We start from the raw sequence: 14,843 nt of genomic DNA on the forward strand, positions 1-14,843 counted from the left end.
ATCTTGTAATCGTTTAATGTAAATAAAAAGGAGGAATTATTTATGTGGAAAAAGGCAATTCCTGCAGTAGCAATGAGTGCTTTTTTATTAGTTGGATGTAATAACAACGATGAAGGTGCTTTTCCTAACGATAATGACACACCATTGGACGATGTTCAGCGAGGTGGGGACGATGTATCACCTAACGGGAATAATAACAATGGAACGAACGATTATGGCGGGACAACGGGACCAAACGGAATGAATGGAACAGGTGGAACGAATGGGACAAATAATGGATACCAAGATACAGTTCCAAATCAATCGAATGGTTTTAACGGTGTTAATGACGATGTAGTTCCTGAAATGAATGGGGCAAACAACGAAGCGGGACAAACGATTAAACAAGATATTAAAGAGAGAAATGAGTAAAAAAAGTGCTGACTCCATTGAGTCAGCTTTTTTTTATTTGGTCTGTTTTTAGCTTAGGTCTTGTTTTCATGTACTTTTCAAATTTGGCTAGTAGTTCTTCTCCAGTTAGTCCTTCTTGTATCAATTCTTCAAGGAGAGATTCTGCATATTTTCTTCGTACGTGCTTTAATGTACCTTTTAACAATACAGAAATGTGTTGTCCAATTTCTTTCACTGAATATGTAACAACTTCAAAATTAGCAGGTTCGTTTTCAGGATAAGAAATAATAACCTGCACATTCAGGATTTCATTGGTTGATTGAAATTCTTGAAAAAGATTCTCATATTTTTTATCGATAAAAAGCTCCAATATCCAAGAACGGCTTGTATTTTCTTGATTAATCACAATACCATCTTCAAGAGAAATAGGAACTACCTCATCTTCGTGTATAATATCAATTGAAATCATTTTAAAAGTTTTCATCTGCATTCTCCTTATGAAGGATTTGATTAAACCATATTATAACATAAGAAGGATGCACGGATAGGTGGAACTACTGGCAAAAAAATAAAGAAATGCGAAATTTCCATTTTTGATTTTTATAAAGCTTGGATTATGAAGGTTTCAGAAAAATGAATGCTACCAGAATCGCATTTTGAATGAAAAAACGAGCCAAAAATGCCATTTTCGACTTTTGCTAACTATTTGGAATAGCTTTATGATGGTGCTAATCAAATAGAAGGAGGTGAAATGGTGAACACAGTTTCATTAATCGGACGAATGACAAAAGCTCCACAGCTCAAATATTTATCCGAAGGAAGGGTACAAACAAGTTTTGTAATTGCAGTAAATAAGGGATATAAAACAGATGAAGCGGACTTTGTGCTATGCACGATTTGGGGAAAGCTCGCAGAAACGACCGTAAAGTATTGTGGGAAAGGCTCACTTGTCGGGATAGCAGGTAGGCTTAATACGAGGTCATATGAAAAAGGAGAAGGGAGAGTGTTTGTAACTGAAGTAGTTGTGGAGGACATCCGATTTTTAGTAACGAAGAAACGAGATGATCAAGAACCACATCAACCAAACGAAAAGAAAATAGAATCAGACTTCGAATTTCCAACATCACATACAAATCAACTTCCAGTATAAATACTTATTAGACCGCACGCATTACCGCTGAATTATGAGAGAAAAACCTGACCGAAGAAGCACGGTCAGGTTTTAGTTTCTGTAGATTAGATCGATAAAGTCAGAAGATCCTTTAGATCGGTATCGGACATTTCAGTAATCCATTGGCTAGAATGAATCAATTCTTCTGATAATGCTTGTTTTTCAACAAGAAGTTTGTCTATTTTTTCTTCAATTGTACCGATTGTAATAAATTTATGCACATGAACAAAGTTCGTTTGTCCGATACGATAAGCTCGGTCAGTTGCTTGATTTTCAACAGCCGGATTCCACCAACGATCGGCGTGCAATACATGGCTTGCTGCGGTTAAATTTAATCCAGTTCCACCTGCTTTTAATGATAAAAGAAAGACTGGAAACTCTTTAGCTTGGAACGCTTCAACAAGATGGTCACGTTGATTTTTTGGCATACTGCCTGTTAAGAACGGAGCATCAATATCATATAGCTCTGTCAGGCAATGCTGCAACAAGTGGCCCATTCCAATATATTGAGTAAAGATTAAACACTGCTCTCCACTAGCGGCAATTTCTCCCGCCATTGTCACAATACGTGCAAGTTTTTCGGAACGATCGAGCATATCCTCTGCATCATCAAATGGCTCTTTTAAATAAAGGGCAGGATGATTACATAGCTGTTTAAGCTTGCTTAGCATTTTCAATATAAGTCCTTTTTTCTCAAAGCCGCTGAGCGTATCAAGTTTACTAACCGTTTCTTGTATTAGCGATTCATATAGAGCAGCCTGCTCAGTAGTTAAAGCACAATATTCCCGTTGCTCCAGTTTTTCAGGCAAGTTAAGAAGCAATTCAGGATCTTGCTTCGTTCTTCTTAATAAGAACGGTTGAATTTTTACACGTAACTTATGCTTAATGGATTCTGAATTATCGCGCTCAATCGGCACAATGTAATTTTCTTGGAACTTACGGAAAGAGCCTAAGTACCCTTTATGAATAAAATCAAAAATAGACCAAAGCTCAGACAATCTATTTTCAACAGGTGTTCCAGTTAGCGCAATATGATGTGCACCATTCAGTTTACGAATGGCACGTGATTGTTTTGTATGCATGTTTTTAATATTTTGAGCTTCATCCAGTGTGACACTAGCCCACACGATTTCTTCTAAAGACTCGATATCTTGCATTGCAGTACCAAAAGTCGTGATGACAACATCCGCTGTCATATCAATTTCTTTCGTACGTCCAGATCCATAATGTGTCTGTACTTTTAAAGATGGTGCAAACTTTGCAAGCTCTTTTTGCCAGTTCCCAAGGACAGATGTAGGACAGATGATAAGAGACGGAGTTGGCTGTTCTTCCTTTTCATGTACATGCAATAAGTATGAGATCAACTGAACTGTTTTCCCAAGTCCCATATCATCGGCCAAACAAGCTCCGAATTTTTCATTTCGCATAAACACTAGCCAGTCAAGACCAAGCTGTTGATAAGGACGCAATGTTGTCAACAAATTTGGCGAAATCGGGATTTCAGGAAATCCTTTTTTCTCTGATAACTGATCCATCAATGATTTCAAAGACTTTTGCATTTCAAATTCGAATAAAGGATCTTCATTTGACTCATCATTATCATCATCTAATGCAAGTGCAATTTCTTCTGGTATCTCTCGGAATAAAAGCTCTTTAACGGTCCAGTTTTCATCCTCCGATTTCTTCATGAGTTCTCTGATTTCATGCATCCATGCTGCATCGATACGGAACCATTCATTGCCTGCTTGAATATAAGAACGATTTTCATTCACTAGCGTTTGAAAATCCTCTGCAGAAATTTCCTGCCCATTTAAAGAAAAGCTCCAGTTAAATTTTAGGATCTCATCGAGACCAGCAGCTGTTTTGTACGTATTTGCTGTTTGAGCAATGGTTTTTACACGCATTTTTGTTTCTTTCACTGCTTTCAACCAAGCAGGAAGGATAACCTCGAATCCAAGCGCCTGTAATTTCACTAAGTCATCTCTAAGGAAGACACGTACTTCCTCATCAGCTAATGGGGAAGAAAAGAAAATGTCTAAGTTAGATGGGTCAATAGAAGATATGAGCGAAAAGATTTTAGCTTGTGTCTCAGCAATATATTCACTAAAAGCATTCCATTTGTCTGGTAAAGCATCCTTAATTGGCAAAGTTTTTTTCCGAAAGGAAGGTGTCCAATACACGCTGCTTTTTTTGCCACGAACTACTGTTTCCAACAACCATGTATCATCAAACTCATCAGGTTCAGATAACCGTATAGCCACCATTAAGCTTGGATGAGTAGCCTGAGATTTAATTGGCCATCCACCTTGCTGGAAGAAAGGAACAAGCGATGGGACATCTTCCATTGTCAGTCCTGCTTGAAAAAGCTTTTGTTTGACAGCATTTGCAATAAGTATTTTTCCTTTTTCCTCGAGAGGTGCATTTACTTCAATGTTAACTCCATCAATATTAAGCTGGCTCCATAAATCAGGTGAGGACCAAGTAGTTGCCGCTTCTTTAAAAGTTCGAAGCCACTCATTAGAATCATAATTATCACCTGTAAACGTTATAAAAGGATGGGCTTTCCCTGAGAAAATCTCCATCATTTCAACAGGAGTAGCAATCAGAGCATTCTCTTCGATTTGTGCCTGCAGTCCAAAAAAACTTTGGCGATGATTGATATATAAGGAAGGAACCCATTGTTCAGCTGATGTACCAATAGATATTAAGCGAAAGTTCCTGTTTTCTGTCACATTTATTTTCAAGGGCAGCTCTTTTGTAATAGATAAAGGTTGTATCATAATGGCAAATTTCCTTTCTCTATTTCTTGTTGTAATGCACGTAGACGGCGATATTTTTCCCGGATAGTATCTACATATTGATTCCAATAATCCGTGTCATTTGTTTTTTTCGCAATTTGCTTCATTTTCTTCCAAATTCGTACCGCTTGTTTATAACTATAGCGGTTTTTTTCCAATAGAAAGCGCATCGCATAATGATGATAGAGCGGTAATAATACTTCAGGTGCCTCTTCTTTGACGATTGGAAGGCCACAAGCTTCGGCATACTCCAGTGACGAGTTAGCAGAATGATGGAGAGCCATCCAGTCCTGGTATCGTCTTTCTTTTATTAATAAATTTGAATACGCTTGAACTCCATATAGGCCAAATGATTGGTATAGTTTCTCCATTTCGTTTGTGTCTAATTGAATCGCATCAAAAAGCAATTCCAATCTACGAATTAACATCACTCTGGATGGATTTTGAGCATATTCATTTAAATAAGAAGGTATGTGTGACAATAACTTTCGAGCAAGCTGGTTAGCAAGTTCTTTGTTGGAAGAATGAAGTGCCTTCTCGCAAACTTCGACCCATTCCAACAGCTGTACTGTCTCCATTTGTTCAGCAGCATTTACTAAATCGTCCATTCGAGACAATGTGAGATAAAAATAGGGAAGAACCATATTTAGATGAATATCATCTTCTGTTTTATCGAGTGCTTGCAAATATGCTACTTCCTTTTCACGAGTAACCTTATCTGTCACAAGGGCATCCCAAAAAGACAAATAGACATGCTTTCGATAACTCATCAGTGTTTCCATTTCAAAATAGAAATGGCGAACTCGCTTCATTAATTCGTCGTAAAATGAATCTGCAGCAAATAATCTTGGCTTAGAAGCAAGCTGAGAAAGTGAGTCATCTAAATCCTCTATATATTCGTTCAGAAAATGAAGCACACGATTTCGCATATTGGACTCTGCAAATGGTTCTAAATACGGCCAAACCTTCATTAAGACGACAAAGTTAACATACACATCGAAAATCGGCTGCCATTCCCGTTCAAAAGGTCGAGATTTGCGAATTTGCGTCTGTAAATCATGCACAGCGAACTCTAAAAGATAAAAGCTATTCGGTGGATAACTGGAAATAAATTTACGGAAAAAGTTCTCAATCAGAATATCCCAGCTTCTTGGACTTCGCTCGTCTCTCAGTAGCTTTAATTGTTCCTGATCCGTAGTAGAACGCCAATTAGAAATCCATGTCGATAATGACTCATTTTGCTGATACAAATAAAAAACTGCCGCTACAATATGCCGACATGGCTTATGCATGGGACACGGACAGTGAAAAGTATCTTCTAAAATATTGTAAGAGACCTCTAAACTGCTGACATCCCTCACGATAAAATCCACCCGGTGATCTTGTGGATAAAAATTCGTCACCAGTACAGCATTGTTACGAACAAAAAAAGCAGCACGACGAATAAGCTCCTCATCCTCTAAAATGGCAGGATGAAACTTCTTCTCAAACGTCTGCATGGACTCCTCGATATTTTTTTTATAATGGTTTGCTAGTTTTTGGGAAGAAGTAAGGTTCAAACAAATCTCTCCTAAGAAAAAAGGCTTTCCTTCCATTATACGTATAAACCGTCATTAATAAAAGGCATAGCTCCAAACCTCGGCAAAAAGATGAGTGGATGGCCAAAAAAGAAGGGGGAACTTAAATGACCAGTAAATGTCAGAACGAGACCATTTCCACTGGAAGCGAGACCAAATTATCACTAACCGAGACCAATCCAGCTTGGACCGAGACAAATTGAGTGCTAGGCGAGACTATTTCTCATAGTAAAGAGTTAACTTCATGTAATGAAGAATATTAAATTAATTAGGCATTATTTGACAGAAAGAGACTATTTCCACTAGAAGCGAGACCAAATTATCGCTAACCGCGACAAATTCAGCTTGGACCGAGACAAATTAAGTGCTAGGCGAGACCAATCTAACTAGAACCGAGACTATTTTCCAAACATAAGTCAGTAATATAACTAAACAAAAAAGCTTTTGCTGTTATATTCCACAATTTTTGCAGAATAAGTAGCATAAGCTTTAATTATTTTTTATAGCTTCAGTTAAAAGTTTCTTCGCTTCTTTTTTGTCTAAAGCATTTAATTTAGACATAAAAAGTCGAAACTCTTTTGAATTCATAATGTATGGCATGTATTCATTTTGTAGAGCAGCAGCATAACGAATCTTGTTTTCTCTTGCCTCTAAGCCAGGATTTCTACTTTTACCAAGTTTGTCTTCCAGCATATCTATAAATTTTTCCTTAGGAATAGCATAAACTCTTCGAATGTCTGGCAATAAATCGAGGGGAATCGCCAATTTACCTAATTCATATTTAGATAAAACGGAATGATCAATGCCTAAACGCTCAGCTGCTTCGATTTGTGTGATTTCTAATTGTTCCCGATATTCACGAATATGTTCATGAAAAGGCATCCGAGTACCCCCTTATCATTGAACCTAGAATATCTAATTAATGAAAGTGAAATATGAAAATCGCCAAATTGGCGATATTAATAAAACCATTCAATTAATAAGGTATAAAGATAACATACATCCTATTACAATGATGTAAATATTAGGTATTAATACAATAAGAAAGGAAGTGAGTGGTGTAAATAAAATACAGTTTTACATACCTTCATTGCTTGATTTTCTAGATCATGAGCGACAACAGTGGTTGGAAGAAGTAAAAATAGTCGGTGTTAAAACAAGTGATATTAAGTATTTTATTGGTTATCCTACTCAAGAAACGACACGTATTGAACAGATAGTAGCAGATGATTTTACAATTTATGATTTGCATTTAAACTTCAAAACTAAAATACTTTCCTTTTACTTAGAGAGTGAAGAAATGCCACAAGAATCAGTAATTCTTCAAAAAGTGTTTCAAACATTTGCTGTACGCTACAATGAAAGAAAAGTAGGCTACTTACTATATGGTTCTGGAAGAAATAGACCACAGTCAGCTAAGGTTTTGTCATTGAAATAATATAAGGAAATAAGAAGTGCGAATACATAATAATGTGTTCGCTTTTTAGCGTTTTGCACTACACGTAAATCATAAAATATGATAAACTAATATAAGTCAGAAAATTCTAAACATGAGGGAGGGGATGAAATGTTACTAGTACAGTTAATGAAACCATTTTATACAAAGCACGAGGCTGGAAGAATAAAATTAGTGTTTGCCTATCAATATTTTTCCATTCGAAAAGAAGATGAACTATTTCACTTTATACCTGTAGAAGGAAAAGAAATAATAGTAAATGCTACAACGCTGCAAGTAGAGAATTTATCCGAAGTATTCGTTTTCCAAAAAGGAAACCGATTCATTCGTCTTCCACTTTACCAACTATTACTTGTTTCTGATATTCATATCCACTTACTGTCAATAATCGAGGCAACGAATAATGATTCTGTCTCGACTTCAATAGAAGGTGCTGAAGAAATCATCCAGCAACTAGAACAAGAAAACTATAATAGAATGATTGATTACTCTTTACTCCATAGAAACGAAGCATTATTCCATGAAATCCAAGAAATAAAGAACACTGATGGAGGATGCCACCTTTGAACCTAATAGCCAAATAAAAAACACCTAACGAAAAAAGTAAATTTTCGATAGGTGTTTTTATGTATTCAAAAAGTTAAAAGGAAGTAAAAAAGTAGAGAATTAATACGAAAGCGCTCGAACCAAATAATCCAAACAAAATATCCCCCCAGCTTAAACCTATGAATTTGTCGTTTTTCATGTCATTTGTCCTCCATATTTGTAGATTTCCCGGGAAATATCACTAAAGTATAAATGCAAAAAATAATATAAATATAACTTTCCATAGTTTACCCATAATAGTTAAATATAATCATCAAAATACAACAATATTTCTGGTTTATTACAGGGTTGTTACTGGTGCCAGGCACCAGTAACAACCCTGTAATAAATTTACTAGAAAACTTGAAAATATTTGGAAGAAGACGATATATATTAAAAGGGGCTTCGGGGGATGATCAGATGCTTGGAAAGTGGAATTCTACTGGGTTGTCGATAATAAGAAATATGAACGCCCAGTGGGCAATTGCAAATAAGTCCATGGAGCGAATAACTTCAGGATACCGTATTAATCGAGCTGCAGATGATCCTGCAGGTCTTGCTATATCCGAGAAAATGAGAGCGCAGATTCGTGGTCTCGGACAAGCAGCAAGAAATATTCAAGATGGGATATCACTGGTTCAAACAGCAGAAGGTGCGTTAAATGAAACCCACTCCATCCTACAAAGATTGCGAGAGCTTAGTGTCCAAGCTGCAAATGATACGCTAACAGACAATGATCGAGAACAACTAGGCATCGAATTTGAGGAATTAAAAAAAGAAATTACTAGAATATCTACAGATACCGAATTTAATACGAAAAAGCTACTCGATGGCTCCCAAAGTTCATTAAAAATTCAAGCAGGAGCAAATGCAGGACAACACATCGAGCTAACTTTTGGAAATATGGGAGCAGTTAGCACAGGAGTTAATGATCTTTCGATTTCAACAAGAGAAAAAGCAGATGAAGCGATTGGAGAACTAGACAAAGCGATTAACAAAGTGTCTAGTGAGCGTTCGCGCATGGGTGCATATACGAATCGACTGGAACATGCATATAATAACGCGGTAAATATGGAAGAAAATTTAACAGCAGCAGAGTCTCGTATACGAGATGCGGACATCGCAAAAGAAATGATGGCGTTAACAAAAGCTAATATCTTAATGCAAGCTGGCCAATATGTGCTAAGACTCCACATGCAACAAGCCCAATCTATCTTGCAACTATTAAAACAATAGACCAGCCCACTTCTAGGCAAAACCTAAAATCATATAACACACTAAACAATCGTGAAGAGCTATCCTTTCACGATTGTTTTTAATTCTAGAGATACTTACGTTTTAAGGTTCATGTATTATTAAGGGGATGTTACAGGTGCCAGGCACCAGTAACATCCCTGTAATAAACCCTGATAATTTGGAATATGTTGTATTTTGTGCACTTCCATTGATTGGTTTTTTCATATTGTATATTTTTTCGTAATATATCTGTAATAAATTTACGGCAGAATGGAAGATTTTCGGTTATGATAGGTTTATAAGCTTTAAAAGGGGGAAATGGAATGAAGAGGTTTTCTGGTTTTGCAATTATTCTATTAATTTTTAGTATATTGGTTGCTCCAGTTTCCGCTCTTAGTGCTCCACTTGATGAAGTGAAGCAAATTGTGCGTGAGGATTATAAGGGAGAAGTTCCGACTAATCTGCAAAGCGCCGCTTCGATTGATGACATTATGAATCAATTGGATCCTTATTCTACATATTTTACAAAGGAAGAATACGAAAAGTACACAAATTCCATCAACAATACGACAACTGGGATAGGTGTTGTCATTGAAGAGCATGAAAAAGGGATTCAGGTTGTTAGCACGTTTGATGGTGGAGCAGCTGCTGGTGCTGGTATAGTATCGGGAGACATTATTTTAGAGGTGAACGGTACTTCTACTGAAAAAATGTCTATACAACAAGCGTCATCGATCATTACAGGTAAAGAAGGAACGACGGTTCGATTAATCGTTTTAAAAGAAACGAATAAAAAAGAATCGTATACGTTAACACGCAAAAAATTCCATGTACCTGTTGTGACAAAGAAGCTGCTTTATGGAAACACAGGCTATATCGCAATTAATTCATTCTCCGAAAATGGAGCAAAACTCGTTCAAGATGCAAAAAATGCATTGCAAAAGCAGGGTGCTACTTCATATATTCTTGACTTAACAAATAATGGCGGGGGGTATGTGCCTACTGCTGAGGAACTTATTGGGTTATTCCCAAATAGCCCTCATGCGTATTATCTTGAAACGAGAGGTCCTTCTGGGCTTGTGGAATCTGTACAGCATGCGTCCTTATTTCCAAAAAATACAAAGGTTCTTGTAAATGGATATAGCGCAAGTGCTTCTGAAATGACGGCAGCCGCTTTACTGGACCAAAAATCTGCAAAACTTTATGGTCAAAAAACGTATGGAAAAGGAACAATGCAGACATTTTATGAGTTGTCAGATGGATCTTTCTTGAAGTTGACAGTAGCATCTTTTACTGGACCAAAAGGAACAATTATCAATAAAACAGGTGTCACTCCAAATGTTGTGACGGAAGCAGGAAAGGAGCTTTCCCAAGCGCATTTAGACACAATTTTAGAAACGAACAAAACGTATAAAAAAATTCGTACACTTTCGAACATACCAGCAACAAAAGAATTTACAGTTACATTTTCGAAAGAAATAAAAAACAATAAGGACCAAAAGAATATTGAGTTAGTAAAGCTTGGTGAAACCAACGGCGTGCCTATAACGATTAAACAAAAATCATCCAAGCAGTTCGTTGTAAAACCAAATGCACCATTAGATAAAGGAGCAGCATACTTACTACTCATCCATCCTAATTTTCAACCGAAAAATGGGACCGCGATGAAAAACGGTGCTTATGTGGAAGTAACTGTTCAACCATAGAGGGGGAACAAAGGAATGTTTTTTGAATTTCGATTTTGGAAATATCTTTTCAACAGAAATGAATTAATTGATTCGCTTAAGACTAACACGATGCGTAGCTTTGAGAAACGAGTATGGTTTATCGCACTTTTAGGTGTTCTCCTGTTCGCACTTCAAGATATATGGGGAATGAATACAGAAGCACTTACCTCTATTTTCGCGAATGGATATGAGGACACTTATTCGGTAGCAAGAATTGTCTCCTTGATCGGTGTATTCATTTGGGCAATCTTATATATGGCATTTCATTTTTTTGGAATTGCCTTTCTCTTACATAAAATAACTAGTATTGATTTATCTAAAGTGGCGGTATTGCAACTATTCGTTGTCGCTTTACTATTAATCGAAAAAGCCTTAAACTTTTTCATTTATGCTATAGTTGGCTACACAACCGAATTTTCAATTTTGTCTTTTGGACCACTGGCAGCAACGTTTTTAGATAATGAATTTTTCATTCATTTCTTTAATTATTTAACGTTAATCACTGGACTGATCATCGCGATTCAGTTTCATTTTCTGCGTTCGTTCACAGAAATGTCTACTCGTAAACTATTGATCATTTTAATAGTTATCCAAATCGTACTTGCTCTCGTTTCAGCAGGATTTCATATAATCCCATTTGAAACTTGGTTTGAAGGGGGGCAATCTGTATGAATAAGGGATTTACTATAGGTATAGCAATTGTTGTCTCTACATTTATTGCTGCAAATGCCATTCTTTTATTCTCAGAAAAAAGCCAATTGGCTAGAAGCTATTATATAGAAGAATACGACAGAGCTCAGGCGAATACGTATGCGCAAGAGATAGAAAAAGAATCGCTAATAGTTCCGGCGAAAGAAACGGTTGTTACAATTGAAGCGGAGGCAGTTAGTGATTTCAAAATTGCTGAAGGGGATATTGTCCAACAAGGGGCAGAACTTGCGCAATTAAAAACAGAATCTGCCGATAACCAGCGTACCCTTTGGGAAGCAGAGCAGCAAGCATATATGCAGGAGCAGTCACAGCTTCAACAAATTATAAGCTCACTTGAATCGGAACGTGCAGGATCGGATGCCACTTCCTATGGCGAAGGCTCCACAACAGGCACGACGAACGATGACGTGATTGACGTCAATGTCCAAGTAGATGTGAATGTTCCGCAAGATGGTAACTACGCTCAAGCAATCGCTGAAGCGGAGCAAAAACTTGCGGAAGTTGATCGCAAGCTACAAATTGTCACAACGCAGCTTAGTCAAGAAACAGGAGATCTCTCATTATTAAGTCCGATTGATGGAAGTGTGGCGAGCATGGAAGAACGAGACGGTCATTATTTCATTCGTATATATACGAATGAAAAGTCGGTACTCACATTCGCCAATGAAAAAGAATGGCACGAGATCATGGAAGGCCAAAAAGTAATGAACTACTCCACACATCGAGAAGGTGCAGCGGAAGGTAGTATACTTACGAAGTCAGCAGTGCCTGCCAACAAGTCAGAATGGCTTAAAGCATACAAACAATTAGACAATAAAACTAAAGAACCACTATACGAAGTAAAAATTCAATTAAATGAGCAGCCTGAAGAATTGCCATTTGCCGCAAACATAAATTCCGTCATCACAACAGATGAAGTGGAAAACGCAGTGCAAGTAAAGTCAAAATGGCTTCTAAACAGAGCAGAACAAAAAGCTGAAATATACACATTAACAAATGAAGGTCGTATCGTGCGCACTCCAGTAACAGTACCATTTGACTTAAAACAATATGCTATTCTTTCAGAAGGGTTAGAGAACAACATGGTAATCCTGAATGCAGACCTAAAACGGGATGACTCAACCGCATTCCTACCATTCCCTATGGATCTTCCAACTTGGAATAGCATTAAAGCAGTCGGCTGGAAAGACTACATCAGATACTTGACTTATAAATAAGAAATGTAAGGTGACAAGTACTTTGTGACAAGTGCCAGGCACCCAAACATTCATGTTAGTTTAAACAATCGCGAAAGTTTCAACTTTCGCGATTGTTTTATTTTTCGTGTTTTTCACGTTTTTCGTGTTTGTTTGGGTGCCTGGCACCAGTAACACTGTTGTAATATTTAGAAAGTCTAAGTTTCTGGTATTAACTTGTTAACAAGTTAATTTAACTTCGCTATACTGAAGTAATGAATGGAAATGATAGGGGTTGATGGAAAGATGGATCCTCGTTTTAAAATTGCACATCGGGAAGCACTAATTGGAGTTGGACTTGCGATTGCTCATTTTATATGGTGGTTTGGATTTGCATATGGGCTTGGATCTCGACCGGTAGAAGAGTATTCTTATATTCTTGGTTTTCCGGATTGGTTTTTCTATAGCTGTATTGTTGGTTTTATTCTCATTTGTGTAACGGTTATTGTATTGGCGAAATTTGTTTTGAAGGATGTTTCGTTTGAAGAAGAGGAGGAAGAGCTGTGAATATAGGCGTTATTATCCCTCTTATTATTTTTCTCGCAATTATTTTTATCATCGGATTTTGGTCTAGTAAAAAGCTGGAATCATCTACAGGAGGATTTTTGCAGGAGTACTTTTTAGGTGGAAGAGAGCTTGGCGGCTTTGTTCTGGCAATGACGATGGTTGCAACGTATGGAAGTGCTTCAAGTTTTCTGGGGGGACCAGGAACAGCATATACAATGGGGTTTGGTTGGGTTTTGCTTGCGATGACCCAAGTAGTGACAGGTTACTTTGTCTTACTTATTTTAGGGAAGAAGTTTGCAATTTTAGCTCGACGATATAATGCCATCACGTTAATAGATTTCCTAAAGGTTCGTTATAACAGCACAGCCGTTGTGTTGCTTGCTGCAATTAGTATGATTATCTTTTTATTTTCAGCGATGACGGCACAATGGGTCGGTGGTGGCCGCTTAATCGAATCGTTGACTGGTATGAAATATACAACAGCCTTATTTATTTTTGCAGTGTCCGTATTGGTTTATGTAGTAATCGGAGGTTTCCGAGCTGTTGCGGTTACCGATGCTGTGCAAGGTGGAGTTATGGTAATTGGTACACTCGTGTTATTAATCGCGGTAGTTATTGCTGGCGGAGGCGTGCCGAATATAATCCAGGACCTGCTTGCTGAAAATCCAAACCTGGTAACGCCATACGGCAATGAAGGGAACCTATCCGCAGCGTATGTTTCCTCCTTTTGGATACTTGTCGGAGTAGGAGTCGTTGGACTTCCGCAAATGGCAGTACGTGCAATGTCCTATAAAAACACTCGCTCTATGCACAGAGCACTTGTAATCGGAACGGTTGTAACTGGTTTTATTATGCTGAACATGCATTTAATCGGTATTTTTTCACGTACAATTTTACCTGGTGTGGAAGTTCCGGATACGGTAATTCCACTTGTAGCACTAAAGGTACTTCCTGCTTGGCTTGCAGGGATTGTACTTGCTGCACCACTTGCCGCGATTATGTCGACAGTTGACTCCCTGCTTATTCTAGTGAGTTCTTCTATTGTAAAGGATGTTTATATTAACTATCTGAATCCGAACGCAAGCGAGAAAATGGTTAAAAATCTAAGCTTTGGGGTGACGACTCTATTAGGGTCTGTTGTATTTTTATTAGCATTGAATCCTCCTGACTTACTTATTTTCTTAAACCTTTTTGCGTTTGGTGGATTAGAAGCAGCCTTTATTTGGCCAGTCGTCCTTGGACTTTATTGGTCTTATGGCAATAAATACGGAGCGGTAGCATCCATGGTCACAGGAATTGTTTCATATATTGCTTTGCATTTTTACAATCAATCAAACGGCAATTTATTCGGTGTGCAAACGGTCGTCGTGCCAGTTATCTTATCGCTACTTGCATATGTCGTGTGTAGTTTATTAATAAAAAGAACAAAATACCAATTTTAAAAAGGAGT

The 14,843-nt window shown here is 37.5% G+C and carries 14 protein-coding genes; 10 read left to right on the forward strand and 4 right to left on the reverse strand.

What is annotated here, in order from left to right:
- The first annotated feature begins 42 nt into the window (after positions 1 to 42).
- Complete coding sequence (locus P2Q73_RS17025; RefSeq protein WP_275789308.1) at positions 43 to 411, forward strand: hypothetical protein; 369 nt, start codon at positions 43 to 45, stop codon at positions 409 to 411.
- 22 nt (positions 412 to 433) lie between these two features.
- Here P2Q73_RS17025 and P2Q73_RS17030 read toward each other — a convergent pair whose 3' ends face one another.
- A complete protein-coding gene (locus P2Q73_RS17030; protein ID WP_275789310.1) occupies positions 434 to 874 on the reverse strand; it encodes a YwpF family protein in 441 nt (146 codons plus the stop codon).
- A gap of 267 nt (positions 875 to 1,141) precedes the next feature.
- Here P2Q73_RS17030 and P2Q73_RS17035 point away from each other — a divergent pair, with 267 nt between their 5' ends.
- The gene (locus tag P2Q73_RS17035; protein ID WP_216598626.1) at positions 1,142 to 1,540 is read left to right on the forward strand and encodes a single-stranded DNA-binding protein; all 399 of its coding nucleotides are present in this window, start codon (positions 1,142 to 1,144) and stop codon (positions 1,538 to 1,540) included.
- An 86-nt stretch (positions 1,541 to 1,626) separates the two neighbouring features.
- Here P2Q73_RS17035 and P2Q73_RS17040 read toward each other — a convergent pair whose 3' ends face one another.
- From P2Q73_RS17040 to P2Q73_RS17050, 3 genes are all read right to left on the reverse strand, one after another.
- A complete protein-coding gene (locus P2Q73_RS17040) occupies positions 1,627 to 4,341 on the reverse strand; it encodes a DEAD/DEAH box helicase (protein ID WP_275789313.1) in 2,715 nt (904 codons plus the stop codon).
- Positions 4,338 to 5,918 carry a hypothetical protein gene (locus tag P2Q73_RS17045; RefSeq protein WP_275789315.1) on the reverse strand — a complete coding sequence of 527 codons (1,581 nt, stop codon included), beginning with the start codon at positions 5,916 to 5,918 and terminating at the stop codon, positions 4,338 to 4,340. Before P2Q73_RS17045 ends, P2Q73_RS17040 begins: the two co-directional genes overlap by 4 nt.
- Before the next feature lie 507 nt (positions 5,919 to 6,425).
- Positions 6,426 to 6,818 (reverse strand): helix-turn-helix domain-containing protein, encoded by a 393-nt coding sequence (locus P2Q73_RS17050; protein ID WP_056828016.1) that lies wholly within the window; start codon positions 6,816 to 6,818, stop codon positions 6,426 to 6,428.
- A gap of 169 nt (positions 6,819 to 6,987) precedes the next feature.
- Between P2Q73_RS17050 and P2Q73_RS17055 the strand changes: the two genes are divergently transcribed.
- The 8 genes from P2Q73_RS17055 (at position 6,988) to panF (ending at position 14,835) form a co-directional block, all read left to right on the forward strand.
- Positions 6,988 to 7,374 carry a hypothetical protein gene (locus P2Q73_RS17055; protein ID WP_056828013.1) on the forward strand — a complete coding sequence of 129 codons (387 nt, stop codon included), beginning with the start codon at positions 6,988 to 6,990 and terminating at the stop codon, positions 7,372 to 7,374.
- A gap of 129 nt (positions 7,375 to 7,503) precedes the next feature.
- Complete coding sequence (locus P2Q73_RS17060) at positions 7,504 to 7,959, forward strand: hypothetical protein (RefSeq protein WP_056828011.1); 456 nt, start codon at positions 7,504 to 7,506, stop codon at positions 7,957 to 7,959.
- Between the two features lie 438 nt (positions 7,960 to 8,397).
- Complete coding sequence (locus tag P2Q73_RS17065) at positions 8,398 to 9,213, forward strand: flagellin N-terminal helical domain-containing protein (protein ID WP_275789495.1); 816 nt, start codon at positions 8,398 to 8,400, stop codon at positions 9,211 to 9,213.
- Positions 9,214 to 9,536: 323 nt separating this feature from the next.
- Positions 9,537 to 10,919: a S41 family peptidase gene (locus P2Q73_RS17070; RefSeq protein ID WP_275789318.1), complete on the forward strand. Its 1,383-nt coding sequence runs from the start codon at positions 9,537 to 9,539 to the stop codon at positions 10,917 to 10,919.
- 15 nt (positions 10,920 to 10,934) lie between these two features.
- Positions 10,935 to 11,612, forward strand: a complete 678-nt coding sequence (locus P2Q73_RS17075) for a hypothetical protein (RefSeq protein ID WP_275789320.1) — start codon at positions 10,935 to 10,937, stop codon at positions 11,610 to 11,612.
- The gene (locus tag P2Q73_RS17080) at positions 11,609 to 12,868 is read left to right on the forward strand and encodes an efflux RND transporter periplasmic adaptor subunit (RefSeq protein ID WP_275789322.1); all 1,260 of its coding nucleotides are present in this window, start codon (positions 11,609 to 11,611) and stop codon (positions 12,866 to 12,868) included. The genes P2Q73_RS17075 and P2Q73_RS17080 overlap by 4 nt, the downstream gene beginning before the upstream one ends.
- Before the next feature lie 264 nt (positions 12,869 to 13,132).
- Positions 13,133 to 13,393 carry a YhdT family protein gene (locus P2Q73_RS17085; protein WP_275789324.1) on the forward strand — a complete coding sequence of 87 codons (261 nt, stop codon included), beginning with the start codon at positions 13,133 to 13,135 and terminating at the stop codon, positions 13,391 to 13,393.
- Positions 13,390 to 14,835, forward strand: coding sequence for a sodium/pantothenate symporter (gene panF, locus P2Q73_RS17090; protein WP_275789327.1), 1,446 nt, complete (start codon positions 13,390 to 13,392; stop codon positions 14,833 to 14,835). The genes P2Q73_RS17085 and panF overlap by 4 nt, the downstream gene beginning before the upstream one ends.
- The last annotated feature ends 8 nt before the right edge of the window (positions 14,836 to 14,843 follow it).

The sequence above is a fragment of the Bacillus sp. Cr_A10 genome (assembly GCF_029222665.1).
Classification (GTDB): Bacteria; Bacillota; Bacilli; order Bacillales_A; family Planococcaceae; genus Psychrobacillus.